Below are 18,845 nucleotides of genomic sequence, written 5' to 3' on the forward strand. Positions count from 1 at the left end.
GGCCCCGCGATGCATGTCGTCTTCCGCGAAAGCCACGGGCTTGAGGAAACCGAGGTGCCAACCGATCTGCGGCAGACGCCCGCCGATCTGCTGGTGCTTTCGTTCTCCGACAGCGACCTTGGCGCCTTTGCGGCGGGCTGGCATCGGGCGAGAACCCTGGACGCTCCGCTGCCGTCGCTCAGGTTGGCCAATCTGGTGGCTTTGCGGCATCCGGTTTCGGTGGACACATGGGTCGAAGCGACCGCCAGCCATGCCCGCGCGATCCTGGTGCGGCTGATCGGGGGCCTGGGCTACTGGCCGCACGGGATTTCCAGCCTGCAGGACATGGCCCGCCGCAGGGGCATCGCGCTTGCCGTGCTGCCCGCCGACGGGCGCGAGGATGCGGCACTGGATGCGGTCTCGACCCTGCCGGTGTCGACGCTGCGGCGGTTGCAGGCGCTGTGCGATGCCGGGGGGGCGGTGGCGGCGCAGGCGGCGCTGGCACAGCTGTCGCTGGCGGCAGGGCTTTTCGCCGGTCCGGTGACCGGGGCCAAGACCGTGCCCGACTGCGGCTGGTATGACCCGGCGCAGGGCGTGATTGCGCCGCCCGGGCCTGGCAAGAACCCGGTGGCGGTTGTCTTCTACCGCAGTTATCTGACCGTCGCCGATACCGCCCCGGTCGACGCCTTGATCGCGGAGCTTCGGGCGCGCGGCTTTGCGGCCCATGGCCTGTTCGTGCCTTCGCTGAAGGCACCCGGCGCAGGGGAATGGGTGCGGGCGGCGCTGGATCATCTCGGGCCGGCGCAAGTCTTCAACCTGACCGCCTTTTCGGCCCGCGACGGGGCGGGGGGCTCTGCACTGGATGCGCCGGGCTGCCCGGTTTTCCAGCTGGCGCTGTCCACCGCGCGGCGCAAGGACTGGGAAGGGGCCGAGCGCGGCCTGTCGCCGGCCGATCTGGCGATGCATGTCGTCCTGCCCGAGGTGGACGGCCGCATCTTCGCGGGCGTCGCCAGTTTCAAGGCCGCCGGCGCGCGCGACTCGGATCTGGAATATTCCCGTTTCGCCCATCGGGCTGAACTGGGCCGGATTGGAGCCGCTTTGGACCGGGCCGGGGGCTGGCACCGGCTGGCGCAGACACCGCGCGGCGACCGGCAGCTGGCGCTGATCCTGTCGACCTATCCCGGCCGCCCCGACCAGATCGCCCATGCCGTCGGGCTGGACGCGCTGGCCTCATCCGACGCTGTTCTGGCGGCATTGCAGGCGCAGGGCTATGCCACCGCGCCGGGCGCGGCCCTGGCCCCGGATCTGCGGGAACTGAGCCTTTCTTGGGATGTTCGAGACTATCGGGCCGCGCTGTCCAGGCTTCCGCAGTCCCTTCAGGATGCGCTGAACGCGGCCTGGGGTGCGCCACAGGACGATCCGTGCGTCCGCGACGGGGCCTTCCATTTCGCAGCCACGCGACGGGGCGGGGTTCTGGTCGCCCTGCAACCCGAACGGGGCGAGGTTGCGGCGCGCGAGGCCGATTATCACGACCTTTCGCGCACGCCGCGCCATGGCTATGTCGCGTTCTACCTGTGGCTTCAGACGCAGGGCCTGCATGCCGCGATCCACATGGGCGCGCATGGCACGCTGGAATGGTTGCCCGGCAAGGCGGTCGCCCTGTCGGAAACCTGCTGGCCTGAGGTGCTGACCGGCCCGCTGCCCTTCATCTACCCGTTCATCGTCAACGATCCGGGCGAAGCCGCGCAGGCCAAGCGGCGCATCGGCGCGGTGACGCTGGGCCATCTGCCGCCGCCGCTGTCGCCCAGTCGCCTGCCCGAGCGGCTGGAGGGGCTGGAGCGGCTTCTGGACGAATATTCCACCGCCGACGGGCTTGACCCAACCCGCCGGCGTCGGCTGATCGACGATATCCGCGCAACGGCCATGGCGCTGGGGGTGGACGATGACCTTGCCCTGCCCCGCGATGCGACCCCCGCCGAGACCATCACCCGCATCGACCGTTTCGTCTGCGATGTGAAGGAAAGCCGCTTTGGCGACGGGCTGCATGTCTATGGCGCGGGCGAGGGCGAGATGGCGGGTTTGCTGGCCGCACTTGACGGCCGGTTCGTGCCGCCCGGCCCCTCGGGCTCACCCCATCGCGGGCGCAGGGACGTGACGCCGACCGGGCGCAACCTGTTCTCGGTCGATCCCCGCGCCGTGCCCAGCCAAAGCGCCCATGCGCAGGGGATGAAACTGGCCGAGGAACTCTTGCGCCGCCACTTGCAGGATCACGGCGACTGGCCGCGCGGGCTGGTGGTGGATTTGTGGGGCTCGGCCTCGATGCGGACGGCTGGCGAGGAATTCGCCATGGCGCTGCATCTGGCGGGGCTGGCGCCGGAATGGGATACGGCCTCGGGCCGGGTGACGGGGGTGCAGGTCGTGCCGCTCGCGATCCTTGGCCGGCCGCGGATCGACGTCACCCTGCGCATCTCCGGCCTGTTCAGAGACGTTTTTCCCGGTCTGGCGCAGATGTTCGAACTGGGGGCCGAGGCCCTGGCCGCGCGCGACGAGGCACCGGAGGACAATCCCTATGCCCGGCGCGTTCCCCGCGTCTTCGGGCCGAAGCCGGGGTTCTACGGATTGGGCATGGCCGGACCGCTGGACGATTACTCGGCCGGGGGGCGCGCGGCCGCGGGCGAGGCCTGGCTGTCGCAATCGTCCTGGGCGATCGACGCGCAGGGGGCCGCGGCACCGGCCCGCGCCGCGCTGGAGGGCCGCCTGCGCGAGGCCGATGCCTTTGCCCATGTGCAGGACCTGCCCGAGACGGACCTTCTGATGGCGCCGGACTATGCCGCGCATGAAGCGGGGTTCGTCGCGGCGCTTGCCCGGCTGGGGCTTGCGGCCCCCTCGCTTTACCACCTTGACGCCACACGCCCCGATGCCCCGCGCGCCCGCGCGCTGACCGAAGAAATCGCCCGTGTGGTGCGCGCGCGCGCTGCCAACCCGGATTGGGCGGCGGGCATGATGCGCCACGGCTTCCGCGGCGCGGCCGAAATCGCGGCGACCTTGGACAATCTGGGGGCTTTTGCCCATCTGGCCCGCGCGGTTCCGGCGCATCTCTTTGACCTGTGTCACGAAGCCACGCTTGGCCGCGCGAACGTCGTGGCGTTCATGGAACGCGAGAACCCCGCCGCATTGGCCGCTTTGCGCGCCCGCTTTGCCGCCTTGCGCGCAGCGGGCCTGTGGCAAAGCCAGCGCAACGCGCTGAACGCGGAGGAAATACTGTGACGGCGGCGCCGCTCATCCAGGGCTGGTGCCCCGGCGCGCTGCGGCCCATGGCCTCGGGCGACGGGCTTGTGGTGCGGGTGCGGCCCCATGCCGGGCGCCTGTCGCCCGCCCAGGCGGCGGGGATCGCGGCGGCGGCGCGCCTCCATGGCAACGGGCTGATCGACCTGTCGGCGCGGGGCAATGTGCAGCTGCGCGGCGTGCGGCCGGACACGCACGCGCCCCTGATTGCCGATCTGTCGGCGCTGGGGCTGATCGATCGCGATCTGGCCGGCGAAACGCGGCGCAACATCACCGTATCCCCCTTCGCCCAGGCCGACGCGCTGGCCCTGGCGCTGGAAGACGCTCTGGCGGCTGCACCGGACCTGCCGGGCAAGTTCGGCTTCGCGCTGGATGTCGCGGCGTCGCGCTGGCTTGACGCTGCGCCGGGCGACGTCCGCATCGAACGGGGCGCCTCGGGCGGGCTGATCCTGCGCGCCGATGGCCTGCCCACCGGCCGCCCGGTGACCCTGGCGGAGGCCCCCGCTTTGGCTGTTGACATGGCGCATTGGTTCGTCGCGGCCGGAGGGGTGATCCAGGGCCGGGGCCGCATGGCCGCGCTGGTCGCGCGCGGGGTGCGGCCGCCGGAAAGCCTGACCGGAGCCGAGCCGCCCGCTCCTGCCTTGCCCCGCCCTGGGCCCGGCCTGTTCGCCGAGGGGGCGCTGGTGGCGTTGGCCTTCGGCCAGATGCAGGCGGCAACGCTGGAGGCTCTTGCCGCCACCTGCCACGACCTGCGGCTCACGCCCTGGCGGATGCTGCTGCTGGAGGGTGCGGTGGCGCTGCCGACGATTGCGGGGCTGATCACCGATCCGCAAGACCCCGCGCTGCGGGTCATCGCCTGCACCGGCGCCCCGGCTTGCCCCCAGGCGCTGGCGGCCACGCGGTCCCTGGCGCTGCAGCTGGCGCCGCTCGTGCCGCAGGACGGCACCCTGCATGTTTCGGGCTGCGCCAAGGGCTGCGCCCACCCTGCCCCCGCGCCCCTGACACTGACCGCCACGGCGACGGGTTTCGCCGTGATCCGCAATGGCCGCGCCAGCGCTCCCGGCCCCGTCATCGCGCCCGCCGACCTGCCCACCCTTCTGACCGGAACGCCCTGAATGCCCCACAGCTACATCACTGACGGCGCCGAGATTTACCGCCAGTCCTTTGCCACCATCCGGGCCGAGGCCGACCTGGCGCGCTTCACGCCCGAGGAAGAGGGGGTCGCGGTCCGGATGATCCATGCCGCCGGGATGGTCGGGCTTGAGGCGCATGTCGAATTCACCCCCGGCATGGCCGTGGCCGCCCGGGCCGCGCTTGAGGCGGGGGCGCCCATCCTTTGCGATGCGCGCATGGTCAGCGAGGGGATCACCCGGCCGCGCCTGCCGGCCGCGAACGCGGTGATCTGCACACTGCACGACCCGCGGGTGCCAGAGATGGCGGCGGCGATGGCAAACACCCGCAGCGCGGCGGCGGTGGAACTGTGGCGGCCGCATCTGGCAGGGGCGGTGGTGGCCATCGGCAATGCGCCGACCGCACTTTTCCACCTTATGAACATGCTGGAAGATCCGGCCTGCCCACGTCCGGCCGCGATCGTCGGATGTCCTGTCGGGTTCATCGGCGCGGCAGAATCGAAAGCCGCGCTGATGCAAGCGGCCCCCTGCCCGGCGCTGATCGTGCGCGGGCGACTGGGCGGTTCGGCCATTGCGGTTGCCGCCATCAACGCCCTTGCAAGCCGGAAGGAATAGCGATGGGCAAGATCCTCTGCGCCGGTCTTGGACCTGGCGATCCCGATCTGATCAGCGTGCGGGCCGACCGGACGATCCGCGCGGCAACCCATGTCGCGCATTTCCGCAAGGCGGGCCGCGCCGGGCAGGCGCGCCGCATCGTCGAGGGGATGCTGCGCCCGGACGTGACCGAACTGGCGATGGAATATCCCGTCACCACCGAACTGCCCTTTGACAGCCCGGGCTATACCAAGGCGCTTGCCGGGTTCTATGACGACTGGGCCAACCGTCTGGCCGATCTGGCGCAGGGTCAGGACGTGGTCGTGCTGTGCGAGGGCGACCCTTTCCTCTACGGCTCTTTCATGCATCTGCACAGCCGCCTTCAGGGCCGCGCCGAGATTGAGGTGATCCCCGGCATTCCCGGCATGGCCGGCTGCTGGACCGTGACCGGCCAGCCGATCACCTGGGGCGACGATGTGCTGACGGTGCTGATGGGCACCCTGCCCGAGGGTGACCTGGTGCGCCATGCCCGGGCGGCCGATGCGCTGGTGATCATGAAGACCGGGCGCAACCTGCCCAAGGTGCGCCGCGCGCTGGCGGCGGCGGGGCGGCTGGAGGCCGCCTTTCTGGTCGAACGCGGCACGATGCCCGGCCAGCGCGTTGCCCGGCTGTCCGAGGTGGACGGGGCCGACTGTCCCTATTTCGCCATCGTCATCGTGCATGGCCACGGGCGTCGCCCGGAGATGCCGGAATGAGCGGCTGGCTTGCGGTCGTGGGGCTTGGCCCCGGTGCCGGGACGCTGGTGACGCCCGAGGTCACCGAGACGCTGGCACAGGCGACCGATGTGCTGGGCTATGTGCCCTATGTCGCGCGCGTCACCCCGCGTCCGGGCCTGACCCTGCATCCTTCGGACAACCGCGAGGAACTGCGTCGCGCCCGCCATGCGCTTGATCTTGCCGCGGCGGGGGGCCGGGTGGTCGTGGTCTCGTCCGGCGATCCCGGCGTCTTCGCCATGGCCTCGGCCCTGTTCGAGGCGCTTGAGACGCGGCCCGATCTGCAGGGCCTTGATATCCGCATCCTGCCCGGCATCACCGCCATGCTGGCCGCCGCCGCCGCCGCGGGCGCGCCCCTGGGGCATGATTTCTGCTGCATCAACCTGTCCGACAATCTCAAGCCCTGGCCGCTGATCGAACGGCGGTTGCGGCTGGCGGCCGAGGCCGATCTGGCGATGGCCTTCTACAACCCCCGCTCGGCCGCGCGCCCGCAGGGCTTTGCCCGCGCCTTGGACCTGCTGCGCCAGGTCTGCGGGCCGGATCGGCTGATGACCTTCGCCCGCGCCGTCTCGACCCCCGACCAGCGCATCGCCAGCGTCACGCTGGCCGAAGCCCGGCCCGAGATGGCCGACATGCGGACGGTCGTCCTGGTGGGCAACAGCCAGACCCGGCGCGTCGGACGCTGGGTCTATACCCCGCGTTTCGCGTCATGAAGCCAGGCCATCACCTCGGCCACCGTCCCGACCGCGTGCCTGTCGGGCAATGCCGGCCGGTCGACCATGATCACCGGCAGGCCCAGCGCGCGGGCCGCGCCAAGCTTGGCGCTGGCGCCGCTGCCGCCCGCATTCTTGGCGACGACCAGCTGCACGCCATGGCGCTGCATAAGGGCAATGTCGCCGGCCTCGGTGAAGGGGCCGCGGTCCACCACCACCGCGGCCCCTGGCAGGGGCGGGGTTTCGGGCGCGTCGACAAGGCGCAGCACGTAGCGGTGTTCGGGCCGGGCGCGGAAGGCGTCAAGGCTCTGCCGCCCGATGGCAAGAAACACGGTCGCCGGGGCCACCGGCAGGGCCGCGACCGCCAAGGCGATATCGCCGACGCTTGTCCAGCGGTCGCCGTCCTGCGCGACCCAGGCGGGCCGTTCGAGCGCGATCAGCGGCACGCCGGTCGCCAGGCAGGCGGCCAGGGCGTTCCGGCTGATCTGGGCCGCGAAAGGATGGGTGGCGTCGATGACATGGCCGATCCCATTGTCACGCAGCCAGGTCGCCAGTCCCGCCGCGCCACCGAACCCGCCGATGCGCGTCGGCAGGGGGGCCGCCACCGGCGCGGCGGTGCGGCCGGCATAGGAATAGACCGCATCAAGGCCGGCCTCGGCCAAGGCGGCAGCCATCTGGCCCGCCTCATGGGTTCCCCCCAGCAAAAGGATGCGCGGCATGGCTGAGCCCTGGCTGACGATCATCGGTCTGGGCGAAGATGGCCTGCCCGGCCTGCCGGATGCAAGCCGCGCCGCGCTGGCCGCGGCCGAGGTCATCTTCGGCGGCCCGCGCCACTTGGCGCTGGTCGACGCGGGCGGGCGCGGCCAACCCTGGCCCGTGCCCTTCGACATCGCGCCGGTCCTGGCCCTGCGCGGGCAGCGCGTGGCGGTGCTGGTCTCGGGCGATCCGTTCTGGTTCGGCGCGGGAAGCAGCCTGGCCGCCGCGCTGGAGCCCGGCGAATGGCGGGCGGTTCCGGTGGCCGGTGTCTTCTCCTTGGCCGCTGCCCGACTGGGCTGGCGGCTGGAAGAGACCATCTGCCTTGGCCTTCATGCCGCCCCGTTCGAGCGGCTGGTGCCGCATCTTGCCCCCGGCGCCCGGCTGATCTGCACCCTGCGCGACGGCCCGGCCGCGGCGGCGCTGGCCGGTTGGCTGGTGGCCGAGGGCTGGGGGGACAGCCGCCTCTGGGTGATGGAGGCGCTTGGCGGGCCCCGCGCCCGCATCCGCCAGGGCAGCGCCGCCGACATTGCCCTGCCCGACGTGACCGCCCCCGTCGCTGTGGCGATGGAGCCCGTAGGGCGCGCGGGCCTGCCGCGCAGCCCCGGCCTGCCCGAGGCGCTATTCGCCCATGATGGGCAGATCACCAAATCCCCCATTCGTGCCCTTACCCTGGCCGCGCTGGCCCCCCGCGCCGGCGAGATGCTGTGGGATCTGGGCGCGGGCTCCGGCTCGGTCTCGGTAGAATGGGCGCTGGCGGGCGGGATGGCCTGCGCCGTGGAGCGCCGGGTCGACCGTATTGCCAACATCCGCGCCAATATCGGCCGCTTTGGCCTTTCGCACCGCATTGCCCTGCATGAAGGGGCTTCGGCCGAGGTGCTGCCCCGCCTGCCCCGCCCGGATGCGATCTTTGTCGGCGGCGGCTTCGACGAGGGTCTTTTCGCCCTCTTGCCCAAGGAGGCCCGGCTGGTCGTCAATGCCGTGACGCTGGAAACCGATGCGCTGTTGACGCGGCTTCACGCCTGCCAAGGGGGCAATCTGATGCGCTTTGACATCGCCCGGGCCGAACCGCTTGGCCCGATGCGGGGCTGGCACCCGCTGCGGCCCGTCGTGCAATGGAGCCGCGGGCCATGCGCGTGATCGGGCTGGGATTGAATGCGGCGGCGACCGTGGCAGAGGTGCAGGGCGCACTTGCGGCGGCGGGCTCGGCGGGCCTTGTCGCGACCCTTGCCACGCGGGCCGGCCACCCGGCGCTTTCGGGCCTTGCGCTGCCGCTTTGCATCCTGCCCGAAGCCGCGCTGCAAGGCGTGGAAACCCCCACGCAATCGTCCCGCATCCTGGCCCGCTTCGGCTGCGGATCGGTGGCGGAAGCCGCGGCGATCGTCGCCAGCCACGGCCATATCATCACGCCGCGCCAAATCCTTGGCGCCGTTACCTGGGCTTTGGCCGAAGGGCCGGGGCCAAGCGAAGGACATTCCGAATGACCGTTCACTTCATTGGCGCCGGCCCCGGCGCGCCCGACCTGATCACGCTGCGCGGGCGCGACCTGATCGCCGCTTCGCCGGTCTGCCTTTATGCCGGCTCGCTGGTGCCAGAGGGCGTGCTGGCCCACTGCCCGCCCGGCTGCCGGATCGTGAACACCGCACCTCTCAGCCTTGACGAGATCGTGGCCGAGATCGCCGCCGCGCATGGCGCCGGCAAGGACGTCGCGCGGCTGCATTCGGGCGACCTCTCGGTCTGGTCGGCGATGGGGGAACAGCTGCGGCGCCTGCGCGCGCTGAACATCCCCTATGACGTGACCCCGGGCGTGCCCGCCTTTGCCGCCGCCGCCGCCACGCTGGGGGCCGAGCTGACCCTGCCCGGCATCGCGCAATCCGTGGTGCTGACCCGCACCTCGGGCCGGGCCAGTGCCATGCCCGCAGGCGAGACGCTGGAAAACTTTGCCCGCACCGGCGCGGTGCTGGCCATTCACCTGTCAGTTCATGTTCTGGACCGCGTGCAGGCCGAACTGATCCCGCACTACGGCGCCGATTGCCCCGTGGCGGTGATCTTCCGCGCCAGCTGGCCGGATGAGCGGGTGATCCGCACCACGCTGGCCGCGCTGGACCCCGCCATCGGCGCAGGAGAGCGCACGGCGCTGATTCTGGTGGGCCGGACGATCGGCGCAGAATCCTTCGACGAAAGCCGCCTCTACGCAGGCGATTACGACCGGCGCTATCGCCCGGTCGGCACCGACCCGCGCTTTCCGGGGACAGGCGGATGATCCTTCCCCCCGGCCTGATGATTTCAGCCCCCGCCTCGGGCACCGGCAAGACCACGGTCATGCTGGGGTTGTGCCGCGCGCTGGCCGAAGAAGGGCTGACCGTGCAGCCGTTCAAGAGCGGACCGGACTATATCGACCCCGCCTTTCACCGTGCGGCGGCGGGGCGACCCTCGTTCAATCTCGACAGCTGGGCTATGGCGCCCTGCCTGATGGCGGCGCTGGCCGGGCAGGCAAAGGGGGCGGATATCGCCGTTGCCGAAGGCTCGATGGGCCTTTTCGACGGCGTGGCAGGCCGGGGGGGCAGCGGCCATGGCAGCAGCGCCGAACTGGCCCGGGCGATGGGCTGGCCGGTGGTTCTGGTGCTGGATGTGGGCGGGCAGGCGCAATCGGCCGCCGCCACCGCGCTTGGCTTTGCCCGCTATGACCCGGGGCTGCCCTTCGCGGGCGTGATCCTGAACCGCGTCGCAAGCCCCCGGCACGAGCGGCTGATCCGGCTGGGGATGGAGCGGGCGGAGATTCGGGTTCTGGGTGCCCTGCCGCGGCGCGGCGACCTGAAGCTGCCCGAGCGCCACCTTGGCCTGGTGCAGGCGGCCGAACATCCCGATCTTGAGACGGCCATCGCAGCCTATGCCGCCTTCCTGCGCGCCCATGTCGATCTGGCGGCGCTGAAGATGCTGGCGGCGGGGACAGCGACCGGCGCCCCGTCGCCTCTGCCCTGTCCCCCCGCGCAGCGTATTGCGCTGGCACAGGATGCCGCGTTCTCCTTCACTTATCCGCATCTTCTGGCAGGCTGGCATGCCGCGGGGGCCGAGGTTCTGCCCTTTTCGCCGCTGGCGGACGAGCCGCCGCCCGAGGCAGATCTGGTCTGGTTGCCGGGCGGCTATCCCGAACTTCATGCCGGCCGTATCGCGGCGGCGGGGCGCTTCATGGCGGGGCTGCGCGCCCATGCCGATACCCGGCCGGTCCATGGCGAATGCGGCGGCTACATGGTGCTGGGGCAGGCGCTGACCGATGCCTCAGGCACGGCGCATGCCATGGCGGGGCTGCTGGGCCTTGCCACCAGTTATGAGAAACGCCGGCTGCATCTGGGCTACCGGCTGGCCACTCTGCAAGCGCCGATGCCCGGCCATGCCCCGGGCACCCGGCTGCGCGGGCACGAATTCCACTACTCGACCATTCTTTCACAGCCCGACGCGCCGCTGGCCAATGTCACCGATGCCGACGGCGCCCCGGTCGCCGAGACCGGATCACGGCGCGGTCATGTGACCGGCACCTTCTTTCACTTCATCGCCGAGGATGCTGAATGACCGGCTTCGTTTCCTTCGTCTCCTCGGGCCCCGGCGACCCCGAGCTTCTGACGCTCAAGGCGGTGGACCGGCTGGGCCGTGCCGATGCGGTGCTGTTCGACGACCTGTCCTCGGGGCCGATCCTGTCGCATGTGCGGGAGGGGGCCGATCTGGTGGGGGTGGGCAAGCGGGCAGGCCGCGCCTCGCCCCAGCAGGACCATGTGAGCCAGCTTCTGGTGGACTATGCCCGGACCGGCGCGCGGGTGGTGCGGCTCAAATCCGGCGATGCCGGCCTGTTCGGGCGGCTGGAGGAAGAAATCACCGCGCTGCGCGACGCCGGCATCGGCTTCGAGATCGTGCCCGGCGTGCCCTCGCCCTGTGCCGCGGCGGCGGCGGCCGGTATCCCGCTGACCCGGCGGCTGACGGCGCGGCGGGTGCAGTTCCTGACCGGTGCGGATGTCTCGGGCGGGCTGCCGGCCGACCTGAACCTTGCAGCACTCGCCGATCCTCATGCGACGACAGTGATCTTCATGGGCCGGCGCACCTTCCACGACCTTGCCGGCCACCTGACCGCCGCGGGCCTGCCGCCCGACACGCCGGCGCTGCTGGCCGAAGGCGTGGCCACGGCCGACCAGAGGCTGTGGCGCGGCACGCTGGCCGCCCTGGCCGAACGGCTGAGCGGGGTCGAGGCAGGCGGCCCGCCGGCGCTGATCCTTTACGGTCCTCTGGCGCAGGGCGACGGTGATGCGTGAGCTGTTCCTGATCGGCATCGGCACCGGCAATCCCGATCACCTGACGGCGCAGGCGGCAGAGACAATCAACCGGGCCGAGTTGATCCTTCTGCCGCGCAAGGGGCCGGACAAGGAAGATCTTGCCGACCTGCGGCGGCAGATCCTGGCAGCGGTGCTGACCAATCCGGCGGTGCGGGTGGTGGAATTCGATCTGCCAGTGCGGGATGCGGCGAACCCCGACTATCGGGCGGGGGTGGACGACTGGCATGACGCCATCGCGCTGGCCTGGGCAAGGGCGGCCGGCGACGGGGCAGGAACAGTGGCGCTTCTGGTCTGGGGCGACCCGTCGCTTTACGATTCGACCCTGCGCATCGCGGCGCGGTTGCCCGCCCCGCCCCGCCTGACCGTTGTGCCCGGCATCACCGCGATCCAGGCGCTTGCCGCCGCGCATGCAATCCCGCTGAACCGGATCGGCGCGCCCTTCATGATCACCACCGGCCGCCGCCTGCGGGACGAAGGCTTCCCGCCCGGCTGCGACACCTGCGTCGTCATGCTGGACGGGGAATGCAGCTTCCAGTCGCTGCCGCCCGAGGGCCTGTCGATCTGGTGGGGCGCCTATCTGGGGATGGCGGCGCAGATCCTCGACCATGGCCCGCTGGCCGAGGCCGGGGCGCGGATCATTCGCGCCCGCGCCGCAGCGCGTGCAGAACACGGCTGGATCATGGACATCTACCTGCTACGCCGCGACGGCTGAGACCGGGCGCAGCAGCCAGCGCAGCGCCAGGGCCGCCAGCGCCAGCGCCAGCAGTCCGACGCCGCCGATGCTGCCAAGGCTGGCGGGGTGTCGTAGCACATCGGCCCAGACCGGCCGCACCAGACCCGCCGTGTCGTAGGGCGAGGCGGAATAGGCGCAAAGGTCCAGCGCGGTCTGCGACATCAGCATCTCGGCGTCGATCCGGCGGGCCAGGTCGCGGGCCTGCGCACTGGTCCCCGCGGCGTCCATCCGCAGGATCAGCTCGCGCGTCGCAGCCAGCCAGGCATGCGAACAGGCGTTGAACGGGCTGATCTCGTCCGAGATGCTGCCCGGCACCAGACCCCAGCCGCACCAGGCACGCTGGATGCGGGCATAGTTCAGGATGCGGGCAAAATCGGTGTCGCCGGCGACGCGGGCGGCAAGGGCAAGGATTTCGCCGGCATGATCGGCGATGATCGGCATCTGGCCATGGGTGATCTCGGCAATCGGCACCCCGGCCACGGGTCCGTCGCCATGGCCCGGGACATGCGCCTGAGCGGCCCCGCCGAGGCAAAGGCAAAGGCAAAGGCCGGCCGGGATACTCTGCCCCGCCGCCCCCTTCCGTGTCGCAAGGCCCATCCCGATCAGGCCGCCGAGAGACGCGACGCGCGCCGGCCCTCCAGCAAGCGCTCGGCCCAGGCGCCGAAGCCGAGGCCGATCACCGCCCAGAGGATCAGGTGAATGCCCAGCGTGGCGACGCGGAAGTTCCAGATCACCAGCGGGTCGAAACCATCGGGCATTTCGCTGATCGTCGGCAGGGCCACGAAGGCCACGGCCTGAAGCACGATGAACACCGCCGTCGTAATGATGCCGGCCGTCCAGGCGCCACGCTCGGCCCACAGCTTCCGGGCGACGAGGACGGAGACAATGGTGATGATGATCGAGGCCGCGATCAGCACGAAAAAAAGCGATGTCCGCGCGGCGATTGTGTCGTCGAAGCCGACGGCGGGGGGATTGGCCGGGTACTTCAGCAAGGGCACGACGCCAAGCGACAGAAACCCCGCCAGCGCCAAGAGAGCCGAGGTGCCGCGGGCGCCGACCGGGCCGATCCGGCCATAGGCGAAGGCAAACAGCAGCGAGAACATGCCGCCAAGCGCCGCGCCATAGATCAGCAGGCCGGTGGCCAGCCCGCTGGTGGCCTGGGTCTCGCGGGTGACGACAGGAGCCTCTTCCTCGGCAGGGGTGCTGGCAACCGACGCGGCAGCCTCGGCCGCGACCATCTGGTCCTCGAAGGCGATGGCAAGGTCCACCTGGGGTTCGCCGAAGGAATAGGCGAAGACGAAGGCAACTATCCCGGCAATGATGCCAGTGATCATGCCGCGAAGCAGCAGCGATCCGGTCATTTCAGAGAGCCTTTAGTGGCAGGGGAAGCCAAGAAGGTGACGGGCGTCGTGGACGTATTCGTGAATCGTCTCGCCCCGCACCACCGCAGTAGCGCCCTGCTCGGCGCCAACGAAATATAGGAAAATCGCGAACATAAGACTGCCGAAAATCCCCCAAGGCATCAGATCGCGCAAGGGAATGGGCTTGACCGCAGTGTCCTGCATCGTGGCATAGGTCATGTAAGTCTCCTTGGGATTTCGCGTCCCGTTAAGGTGTGTCCGATGCAAGAAGGTCTGACTCTCGCCTATGGCGATTACAGTGGCGCGACCGTGCCGGAATCCCACCGGCTTCTTCTACGTCAACGGTCCGTCAGAGTTACAAGCGGTGTGAAGCTGAGTCAATCCGCGCATTCGTTCGAGACCGAGGCCGTCGCCGAGCGGCCCCCAATATTCGTGAGACGCCAATGACCATTGTCCTCACCCTGGTGGTACATGGGCCGACCCTTGCCACCCGCAACGCCGCTTTCTCCGGCGATGAGCCGCTTCTGCCTGGGCCCCCGGCCGGCCAAAGCCTCCTCTCGCGTGGACGCAAGGCCCTTTCCAGCCCTGCACGGGCCTGTCTTGAGACCGCGGCCCGGCTGGGGGTCGCACCAAAGACAGACTCGGCGTTGGCCAATCTGGACTGCGGCCGCTGGACGGGTCTGGCTCTGGCTCAGGTTGCTGAAACCGAGCCTGAAGCCCTGGTGCAATGGATCGACGACCCGACCTGGCGCGGTCACGGCGGCGAAAGCCGTAGCGATCTGGTTCTGCGTGTTGCTGACTGGCTGCAGGGTCTTTCCCAGGATGGCACGCACTGTTTGGCGTTCACGCATAGCCCCGTAATTCGGGCGCTTGTCCTCCACATCCTCGAGGCTCCTGCACCGGCTTTCTGGTCACTGGATATTGGGCCCTGGACAATAACCGAATTCCGCCATGATGGCCGCCGCTGGACACTGAGAGCGCTGGCCTGCCCTCTTTCTTCCAATCAGCCATTTCGAGCGCGGCGGGTCTCAGCGCCCCCAACGGCCTCCTGAGAGGCGCACGGCGTGGGATCTCCGATTGACTCGCTCTGCCATATCTGACTTCTTGAACGAGATGGTGCCCGGCCGCTGCGAAGCGGACGGCTGAAAAGGGAACTCGGTGAGGTGTAGCCAACAGGCGCCGAATCCGTGACTGCCCCCGCAACTGTAAGCGGTGAGCCATCCTGCAACGGCCACTGGGGTATGATCCCCCGGGAAGGCGCAGGAGGGCTACGACCCGCGAGTCAGGAGACCTGCCATCTAGTTTTCAACCAACCCGGGCGGGGTGTCCCGGAGGAGAGACAGGATGACGGACCGGCCCCTGCCGCCCAATTGCTGCGCCTTGACCCCGCCCCAAGGGCGAAGGTCTCGACGCCATGTTCACCATTCAGCGACTGACCCACTGCGAAGACTGCTCGCATACCAGCGCGCCTTGTGCCACAGAACTGCGGCTTCTGGCTGCGCCGACGCGTCAGATCGCGGTGGCCGCGCCCTTCGTCGAGCCTGACTTCTCGCTCTCGGGCAAGATGCGGGTTGCGGATTGTGAGCGACCTTGCCGCCTGGGCTGGACCGTATCGGCAACGGAATGTCGGCTTTTCGCCGAAATGATCCCCGAGCGGCGGACAGAGCTCCCGTCATGTTGGCGCAGCTACAGGGCGTGGCTTTGCAATGACGCCGTATCTGGAATTACAGGGTGCAGGATGGGGGCCGAGGCTCGGACCGCCCGTTCTGCGCGACGTCAGCTTATCGTTGCACCGGGGTGGAATCTTGGGAGTGGTAGGGCCGAACGGGGCGGGCAAGTCCACGCTTCTGCGGTTGATCTACCGATTCCTGCGGCCCCGCTGGGGGCGGGTGCTTCTGGGCGGGCGCGACCTCTGGGCACTGGACGGGCGCGGCGCGGCGCGGCAGGTCGCAGCCGTCTTGCAGGAACAGCCCACCGACTTCGCCCTAACCTTGCGCGAAATTGTCGACCTCGGCCGGGCGCCGCATCGTCGGGGCTTGTCCCGCGACGGGGCACGGGATGCCGCGGCAGTAGCTGCGGCTATCGCCAGGCTTGACCTGTCACATCTGGCCGATCGCACTTTCGGCACGCTTTCAGGGGGGGAGCGGCAGCGCACTATGGTCGCCCGCGCGCTGGCACAAGAACCGGAGCTTCTGGTGCTGGACGAGCCGACTAACCATCTTGACATCCGTCATCAGCTTGAAGTGCTGGACCTGATCCGGGGTCTGGGACTGACCATCGTCATCAGCCTGCATGACCTGAACCTGGCCGCTGGTCTGTGCGACCAGATGGTCCTTCTGCACGAAGGCCGGGTCCAAGCCCAAGGTGCGACCGCCGAGACACTGCATCCCGACCGGCTTGAAACCGTTTTCGGTGTGACCGTACGCCCTGAAACCCTAGCCCCCTCAGGACGTGGCCATCTGACCTTCCATCTGACATACAAGGAGAACCCGTCGTGAAGCTCGCCTTATCCGCCCTTCTGGCGCTTGTCCCTCTTCCGGCGCTGGCCTTTCCCGTGACGGTGCAAAGCTGCAACCGCGAGGTCACTTTCGACGCCGCCCCCAAGGCCGCCATCTCGAACGACGTGAACCTGACCGAAATGATGCTGGCGCTTGGCCTGACCGACAGAATGGTTGGCTATACCGGCATCTCGGGATGGAAGACGCTGGACGAGGGCCTGCGCGATGGCGTGGCCGAACTGCCTGAACTCTCGGCGAAATATCCGTCGAAAGAGGTGCTGATCGGCGCTGGAGCCGACTTCTTCTTTGCCGGCTGGAACTATGGCATGAAAGTCGGCGGCGAGGTCACACCCGAGACGTTGGAGCCCTATGGCATCAAGGTCTATGAGCTGACCGAAAGCTGCATCCACATCATGCCGAGAGACAAGATCAGCATGGAGGACATGTACAACGACCTTCTGAACCTCGGGAAGATCTTCGGGGTCGAAGACAAGGCTGCAGCCCTGGTCGAGGGCTATCGCAGGGATCTGGCGGACTATCTGGCCCCACTCGCCCCGCTGGGCACCGCGCCGCGCGTCTTTGTCTACGACTCGGGCGAGGATGCCGTCTTTACCGCCGGTCGCTACGCCATGCCCACCGCAATCATCGAGGCGGCGGGCGGTGTGAACATCATGGACGATCTGGAGAAAAGCTGGGCCGAGATCGGCTGGGAAGCGGTGATCGAGCGTAACCCGGAAGTGGTCGTGATCGTCAACTACGGTGATGTGACGGCGGAACAGAAGATCGCTTTCATGAAAGGAAACCCGGCCTTCGCTAACATGGATGCGGTGAAGAACGACCGTTTCGTCGTTCTGGAATATGTCGAGGCAACGCCCGGCCCCCGCAACATCGCCGCCGTGCGCAAGCTGGCCGAAGCGCTGCGCGCGAAGTGACGCCATGACGGCAGGGATCAGCATGACCGCCCGCTCTGTCCATCAGCGCCGACTGGCCCTGCTTCTGGCGGTGGGTGCCATCGTGCTGGTCCTGTCCTTCTCGCTTGCCGTCAGCGTCGGCGCAGTCTTCATTCCGATGGGCACGGTCTGGGGGGTGCTGACCAATGCCGTCCGGCCCGATACCGCGCCGGTGGACTGGCCGCCGGGGCATCAGGCCATCGACTGGGACCTGCGGCTGCCCCGCGCGGTGCTGGCAAGCCTTGTCGGCGCGGGGCTGGCGATGACGGGTGCAGCCTTGCAGGCCGTCACCCGCAACCCGCTGGCCGATCCGCATCTCTTGGGCATTTCCTCCGGCGCGGCCTTCGGGGCGATCCTGGCGCTTTTGCACACCGGGCTGTTCCTCGGGCTGTCGACCGTTCCGCTGCTGGCTTTCCTTGGTGCGATGGCGACTACGGCACTGGTTCTGGGGGCCATCCAGACCGCGCAGGCGACATCGGCCGACCGGATGGTTCTGGCGGGGGTGGCGGTGTCGTTCATCGTGATGGCGCTTACGAACCTTCTGATCTTTCTTGGCGATCCGCGCGCCACGCATACGGTGGTGTTCTGGATGCTGGGCGGCCTTGGCCTGGCGCAATGGTCGCATCTGATCTGGCCCCTGGTGGTGCTGATACCGCTTGGTCTCTGGCTCTGGTTGCGGTCGGGCGATCTGAACGCCATGACCGTGGGCGACGAGACAGCGGCGACATTGGGCATCCCCATCGCCCGGTTCCGCCTGCAGGTCTTTGTCGCGGGAGCGCTGATCACCGGGGCGATGGTTGCATTCTCGGGCATCATCGGCTTCATCGGGCTGATGGTGCCGCATATCGTGCGGATGATCGTCGGCGGCGACCACGCCCGCGTCCTGCCGGGCAGCGCCATGCTGGGGGCGGTTCTACTTCTCTGGGCAGACATCGCCGCCCGCACCGTCATGGCCCCCGAGGACATGCCGATCGGCATCGTTACCGGTCTGGTGGGCGGCGCGTTCTTTGTCTGGCTTTTGCGCAGGAGATCCATGTGATGCAGCAGACAGGCCGACGCGCGGCAAAGGGGACACCATGATCACCAGCGATACGGTCAGCCCCTGCACCGGCGTCTGCCGGATCGACGCGGCGACCCGCTGGTGCCTTGGCTGCGCCCGCACCACCGACGAAATTGCCATCTGGCGCACGGGCTCCGCCACGTTCCGCGCCTCGGTCTGGCGCGCGCTGCCCGAGCGGTTCGCCGCTCTTGGTCTTTCGGTGCGCCGGCTTCACTGGACGGTCGAAGAAACTCGTGCCTTCGTTGCAGATAGGCTGGCTCGCGGCGCGGGAACCTGGGTCATGGGAGTGGTGGGCGCAGTCGGCGAATTTGCCCCTCGACCTGGGGCGACGGTCGAAGTGACAGTCGAGGGCGAGACCGTCATCGCCCGCACCCCGGGCGGTGCGCTGCGGCTGGTCATTGACAAATGGGTCCGTGCTCTGGCCTTCGGCCCCGAGGACAACCCGGCGACGCGCATCGCCCTTGTCACCCTGCGCGAAAAGCGCCGTGCCGATCGCCACGGAGTTCTGACACCGCTTGGCCGCGATGATGCCGCGCTGGATTTCGGGGCAAGGGGGCATCATTTGTATGACCTTGGCCTTGACCGGGCGGAGGCGCGGTTCTGCGTCCGCCTGCCGCCCGGCCCTGCCCGCAAGGCCGTAGAAGACGCGTTGGGGGTTCCGTTTCCGGCCAGCCTGGCCCGGATCGGCCCTGCC

20 protein-coding genes and 2 riboswitches are annotated in these 18,845 nt (G+C 69.3%); of the genes, 16 read left to right on the forward strand and 4 right to left on the reverse strand.

Annotated features, from left to right (window positions below):
- Window positions 1-9 precede the first annotated feature (9 nt).
- Genes cobN through cobJ form a run of 5 tightly spaced genes read left to right on the forward strand, consistent with a single transcriptional unit; the run spans window position 10 to window position 6,474 of the window.
- On the forward strand, window positions 10-3,246 hold the full coding sequence (gene cobN / locus C8N34_RS23085) for a cobaltochelatase subunit CobN (RefSeq protein WP_108130668.1): 3,237 nt from the start codon (window positions 10-12) through the stop codon (window positions 3,244-3,246).
- Window positions 3,243-4,379: a precorrin-3B synthase gene (gene cobG / locus C8N34_RS23090; RefSeq protein ID WP_242013898.1), complete on the forward strand. Its 1,137-nt coding sequence runs from the start codon at window positions 3,243-3,245 to the stop codon at window positions 4,377-4,379. Before cobN ends, cobG begins: the two co-directional genes overlap by 4 nt.
- Window positions 4,380-5,009 (forward strand): precorrin-8X methylmutase, encoded by a 630-nt coding sequence (locus C8N34_RS23095; protein ID WP_108130669.1) that lies wholly within the window; start codon window positions 4,380-4,382, stop codon window positions 5,007-5,009.
- 2 nt (window positions 5,010-5,011) lie between these two features.
- Window positions 5,012-5,743 (forward strand): precorrin-2 C(20)-methyltransferase, encoded by a 732-nt coding sequence (locus C8N34_RS23100; protein WP_108130670.1) that lies wholly within the window; start codon window positions 5,012-5,014, stop codon window positions 5,741-5,743.
- Window positions 5,740-6,474 (forward strand): precorrin-3B C(17)-methyltransferase, encoded by a 735-nt coding sequence (cobJ, locus tag C8N34_RS23105; protein ID WP_108130671.1) that lies wholly within the window; start codon window positions 5,740-5,742, stop codon window positions 6,472-6,474. The genes C8N34_RS23100 and cobJ overlap by 4 nt, the downstream gene beginning before the upstream one ends.
- Here the strand turns inward: cobJ and C8N34_RS23110 are convergent.
- Window positions 6,450-7,193, reverse strand: coding sequence for a cobalt-precorrin-6A reductase (locus C8N34_RS23110; RefSeq protein ID WP_108130672.1), 744 nt, complete (start codon window positions 7,191-7,193; stop codon window positions 6,450-6,452). The genes cobJ and C8N34_RS23110 overlap by 25 nt on opposite strands.
- On the opposite strand from C8N34_RS23110, the gene cbiE reads away from it, so the two are divergent.
- Genes cbiE through cobF form a run of 6 tightly spaced genes read left to right on the forward strand, consistent with a single transcriptional unit; the run spans window position 7,192 to window position 12,261 of the window.
- Window positions 7,192-8,367 carry a precorrin-6y C5,15-methyltransferase (decarboxylating) subunit CbiE gene (gene cbiE / locus C8N34_RS23115; protein ID WP_108130673.1) on the forward strand — a complete coding sequence of 392 codons (1,176 nt, stop codon included), beginning with the start codon at window positions 7,192-7,194 and terminating at the stop codon, window positions 8,365-8,367. The genes C8N34_RS23110 and cbiE overlap by 2 nt on opposite strands.
- The gene (locus C8N34_RS23120) at window positions 8,358-8,711 is read left to right on the forward strand and encodes a cobalamin biosynthesis protein (RefSeq protein ID WP_108130687.1); all 354 of its coding nucleotides are present in this window, start codon (window positions 8,358-8,360) and stop codon (window positions 8,709-8,711) included. Before cbiE ends, C8N34_RS23120 begins: the two co-directional genes overlap by 10 nt.
- Window positions 8,708-9,490, forward strand: a complete 783-nt coding sequence (cobM, locus tag C8N34_RS23125; protein WP_108130674.1) for a precorrin-4 C(11)-methyltransferase — start codon at window positions 8,708-8,710, stop codon at window positions 9,488-9,490. Before C8N34_RS23120 ends, cobM begins: the two co-directional genes overlap by 4 nt.
- A complete protein-coding gene (locus C8N34_RS23130; protein WP_108130675.1) occupies window positions 9,487-10,797 on the forward strand; it encodes a cobyrinic acid a,c-diamide synthase CobB in 1,311 nt (436 codons plus the stop codon). Before cobM ends, C8N34_RS23130 begins: the two co-directional genes overlap by 4 nt.
- On the forward strand, window positions 10,794-11,528 hold the full coding sequence (gene cobA / locus C8N34_RS23135) for a uroporphyrinogen-III C-methyltransferase (protein ID WP_108130676.1): 735 nt from the start codon (window positions 10,794-10,796) through the stop codon (window positions 11,526-11,528). The genes C8N34_RS23130 and cobA overlap by 4 nt, the downstream gene beginning before the upstream one ends.
- A complete protein-coding gene (cobF, locus tag C8N34_RS23140; protein ID WP_108130677.1) occupies window positions 11,521-12,261 on the forward strand; it encodes a precorrin-6A synthase (deacetylating) in 741 nt (246 codons plus the stop codon). The genes cobA and cobF overlap by 8 nt, the downstream gene beginning before the upstream one ends.
- Here the strand turns inward: cobF and C8N34_RS23145 are convergent.
- The 3 genes from C8N34_RS23145 to C8N34_RS23155 form a co-directional block, all read right to left on the reverse strand.
- Window positions 12,244-12,762, reverse strand: coding sequence for a hypothetical protein (locus C8N34_RS23145; protein ID WP_108130678.1), 519 nt, complete (start codon window positions 12,760-12,762; stop codon window positions 12,244-12,246). The genes cobF and C8N34_RS23145 overlap by 18 nt on opposite strands.
- Before the next feature lie 122 nt (window positions 12,763-12,884).
- Window positions 12,885-13,643 carry a CbtA family protein gene (locus C8N34_RS23150; RefSeq protein WP_108130679.1) on the reverse strand — a complete coding sequence of 253 codons (759 nt, stop codon included), beginning with the start codon at window positions 13,641-13,643 and terminating at the stop codon, window positions 12,885-12,887.
- A 12-nt stretch (window positions 13,644-13,655) separates the two neighbouring features.
- Window positions 13,656-13,847 (reverse strand): CbtB domain-containing protein, encoded by a 192-nt coding sequence (locus tag C8N34_RS23155; protein WP_422387683.1) that lies wholly within the window; start codon window positions 13,845-13,847, stop codon window positions 13,656-13,658.
- A riboswitch (cobalamin riboswitch) is annotated at window positions 13,816-14,005 on the reverse strand. It overlaps the preceding gene by 32 nt.
- 81 nt (window positions 14,006-14,086) lie before the next feature.
- Between C8N34_RS23155 and C8N34_RS23160 the strand changes: the two genes are divergently transcribed.
- The 5 genes from C8N34_RS23160 to C8N34_RS23180 all read left to right on the forward strand — a co-directional run.
- The gene (locus C8N34_RS23160; protein WP_108130681.1) at window positions 14,087-14,695 is read left to right on the forward strand and encodes a histidine phosphatase family protein; all 609 of its coding nucleotides are present in this window, start codon (window positions 14,087-14,089) and stop codon (window positions 14,693-14,695) included.
- A gap of 45 nt (window positions 14,696-14,740) precedes the next feature.
- Window positions 14,741-14,956: riboswitch (cobalamin riboswitch) on the forward strand.
- A 393-nt stretch (window positions 14,957-15,349) separates the two neighbouring features.
- Window positions 15,350-16,141 (forward strand): ABC transporter ATP-binding protein, encoded by a 792-nt coding sequence (locus tag C8N34_RS23165; RefSeq protein WP_108130682.1) that lies wholly within the window; start codon window positions 15,350-15,352, stop codon window positions 16,139-16,141.
- Window positions 16,138-17,073 carry an ABC transporter substrate-binding protein gene (locus C8N34_RS23170; protein ID WP_425320674.1) on the forward strand — a complete coding sequence of 312 codons (936 nt, stop codon included), beginning with the start codon at window positions 16,138-16,140 and terminating at the stop codon, window positions 17,071-17,073. Before C8N34_RS23165 ends, C8N34_RS23170 begins: the two co-directional genes overlap by 4 nt.
- A 4-nt stretch (window positions 17,074-17,077) precedes the next feature.
- Entirely contained in the window at window positions 17,078-18,130 is a 1,053-nt protein-coding gene (locus C8N34_RS23175) for a FecCD family ABC transporter permease (RefSeq protein WP_108130683.1), read from the forward strand.
- 37 nt (window positions 18,131-18,167) lie between these two features.
- Window positions 18,168-18,845, forward strand: a 678-nt coding sequence (locus C8N34_RS23180; RefSeq protein ID WP_108130684.1) for a DUF1289 domain-containing protein, incomplete at its 3' end; no start/stop codon positions are given.

The sequence above is a fragment of the Gemmobacter caeni genome (assembly GCF_003054195.1).
In the GTDB taxonomy this organism is placed as follows: domain Bacteria; phylum Pseudomonadota; class Alphaproteobacteria; order Rhodobacterales; family Rhodobacteraceae; genus Gemmobacter; species Gemmobacter caeni.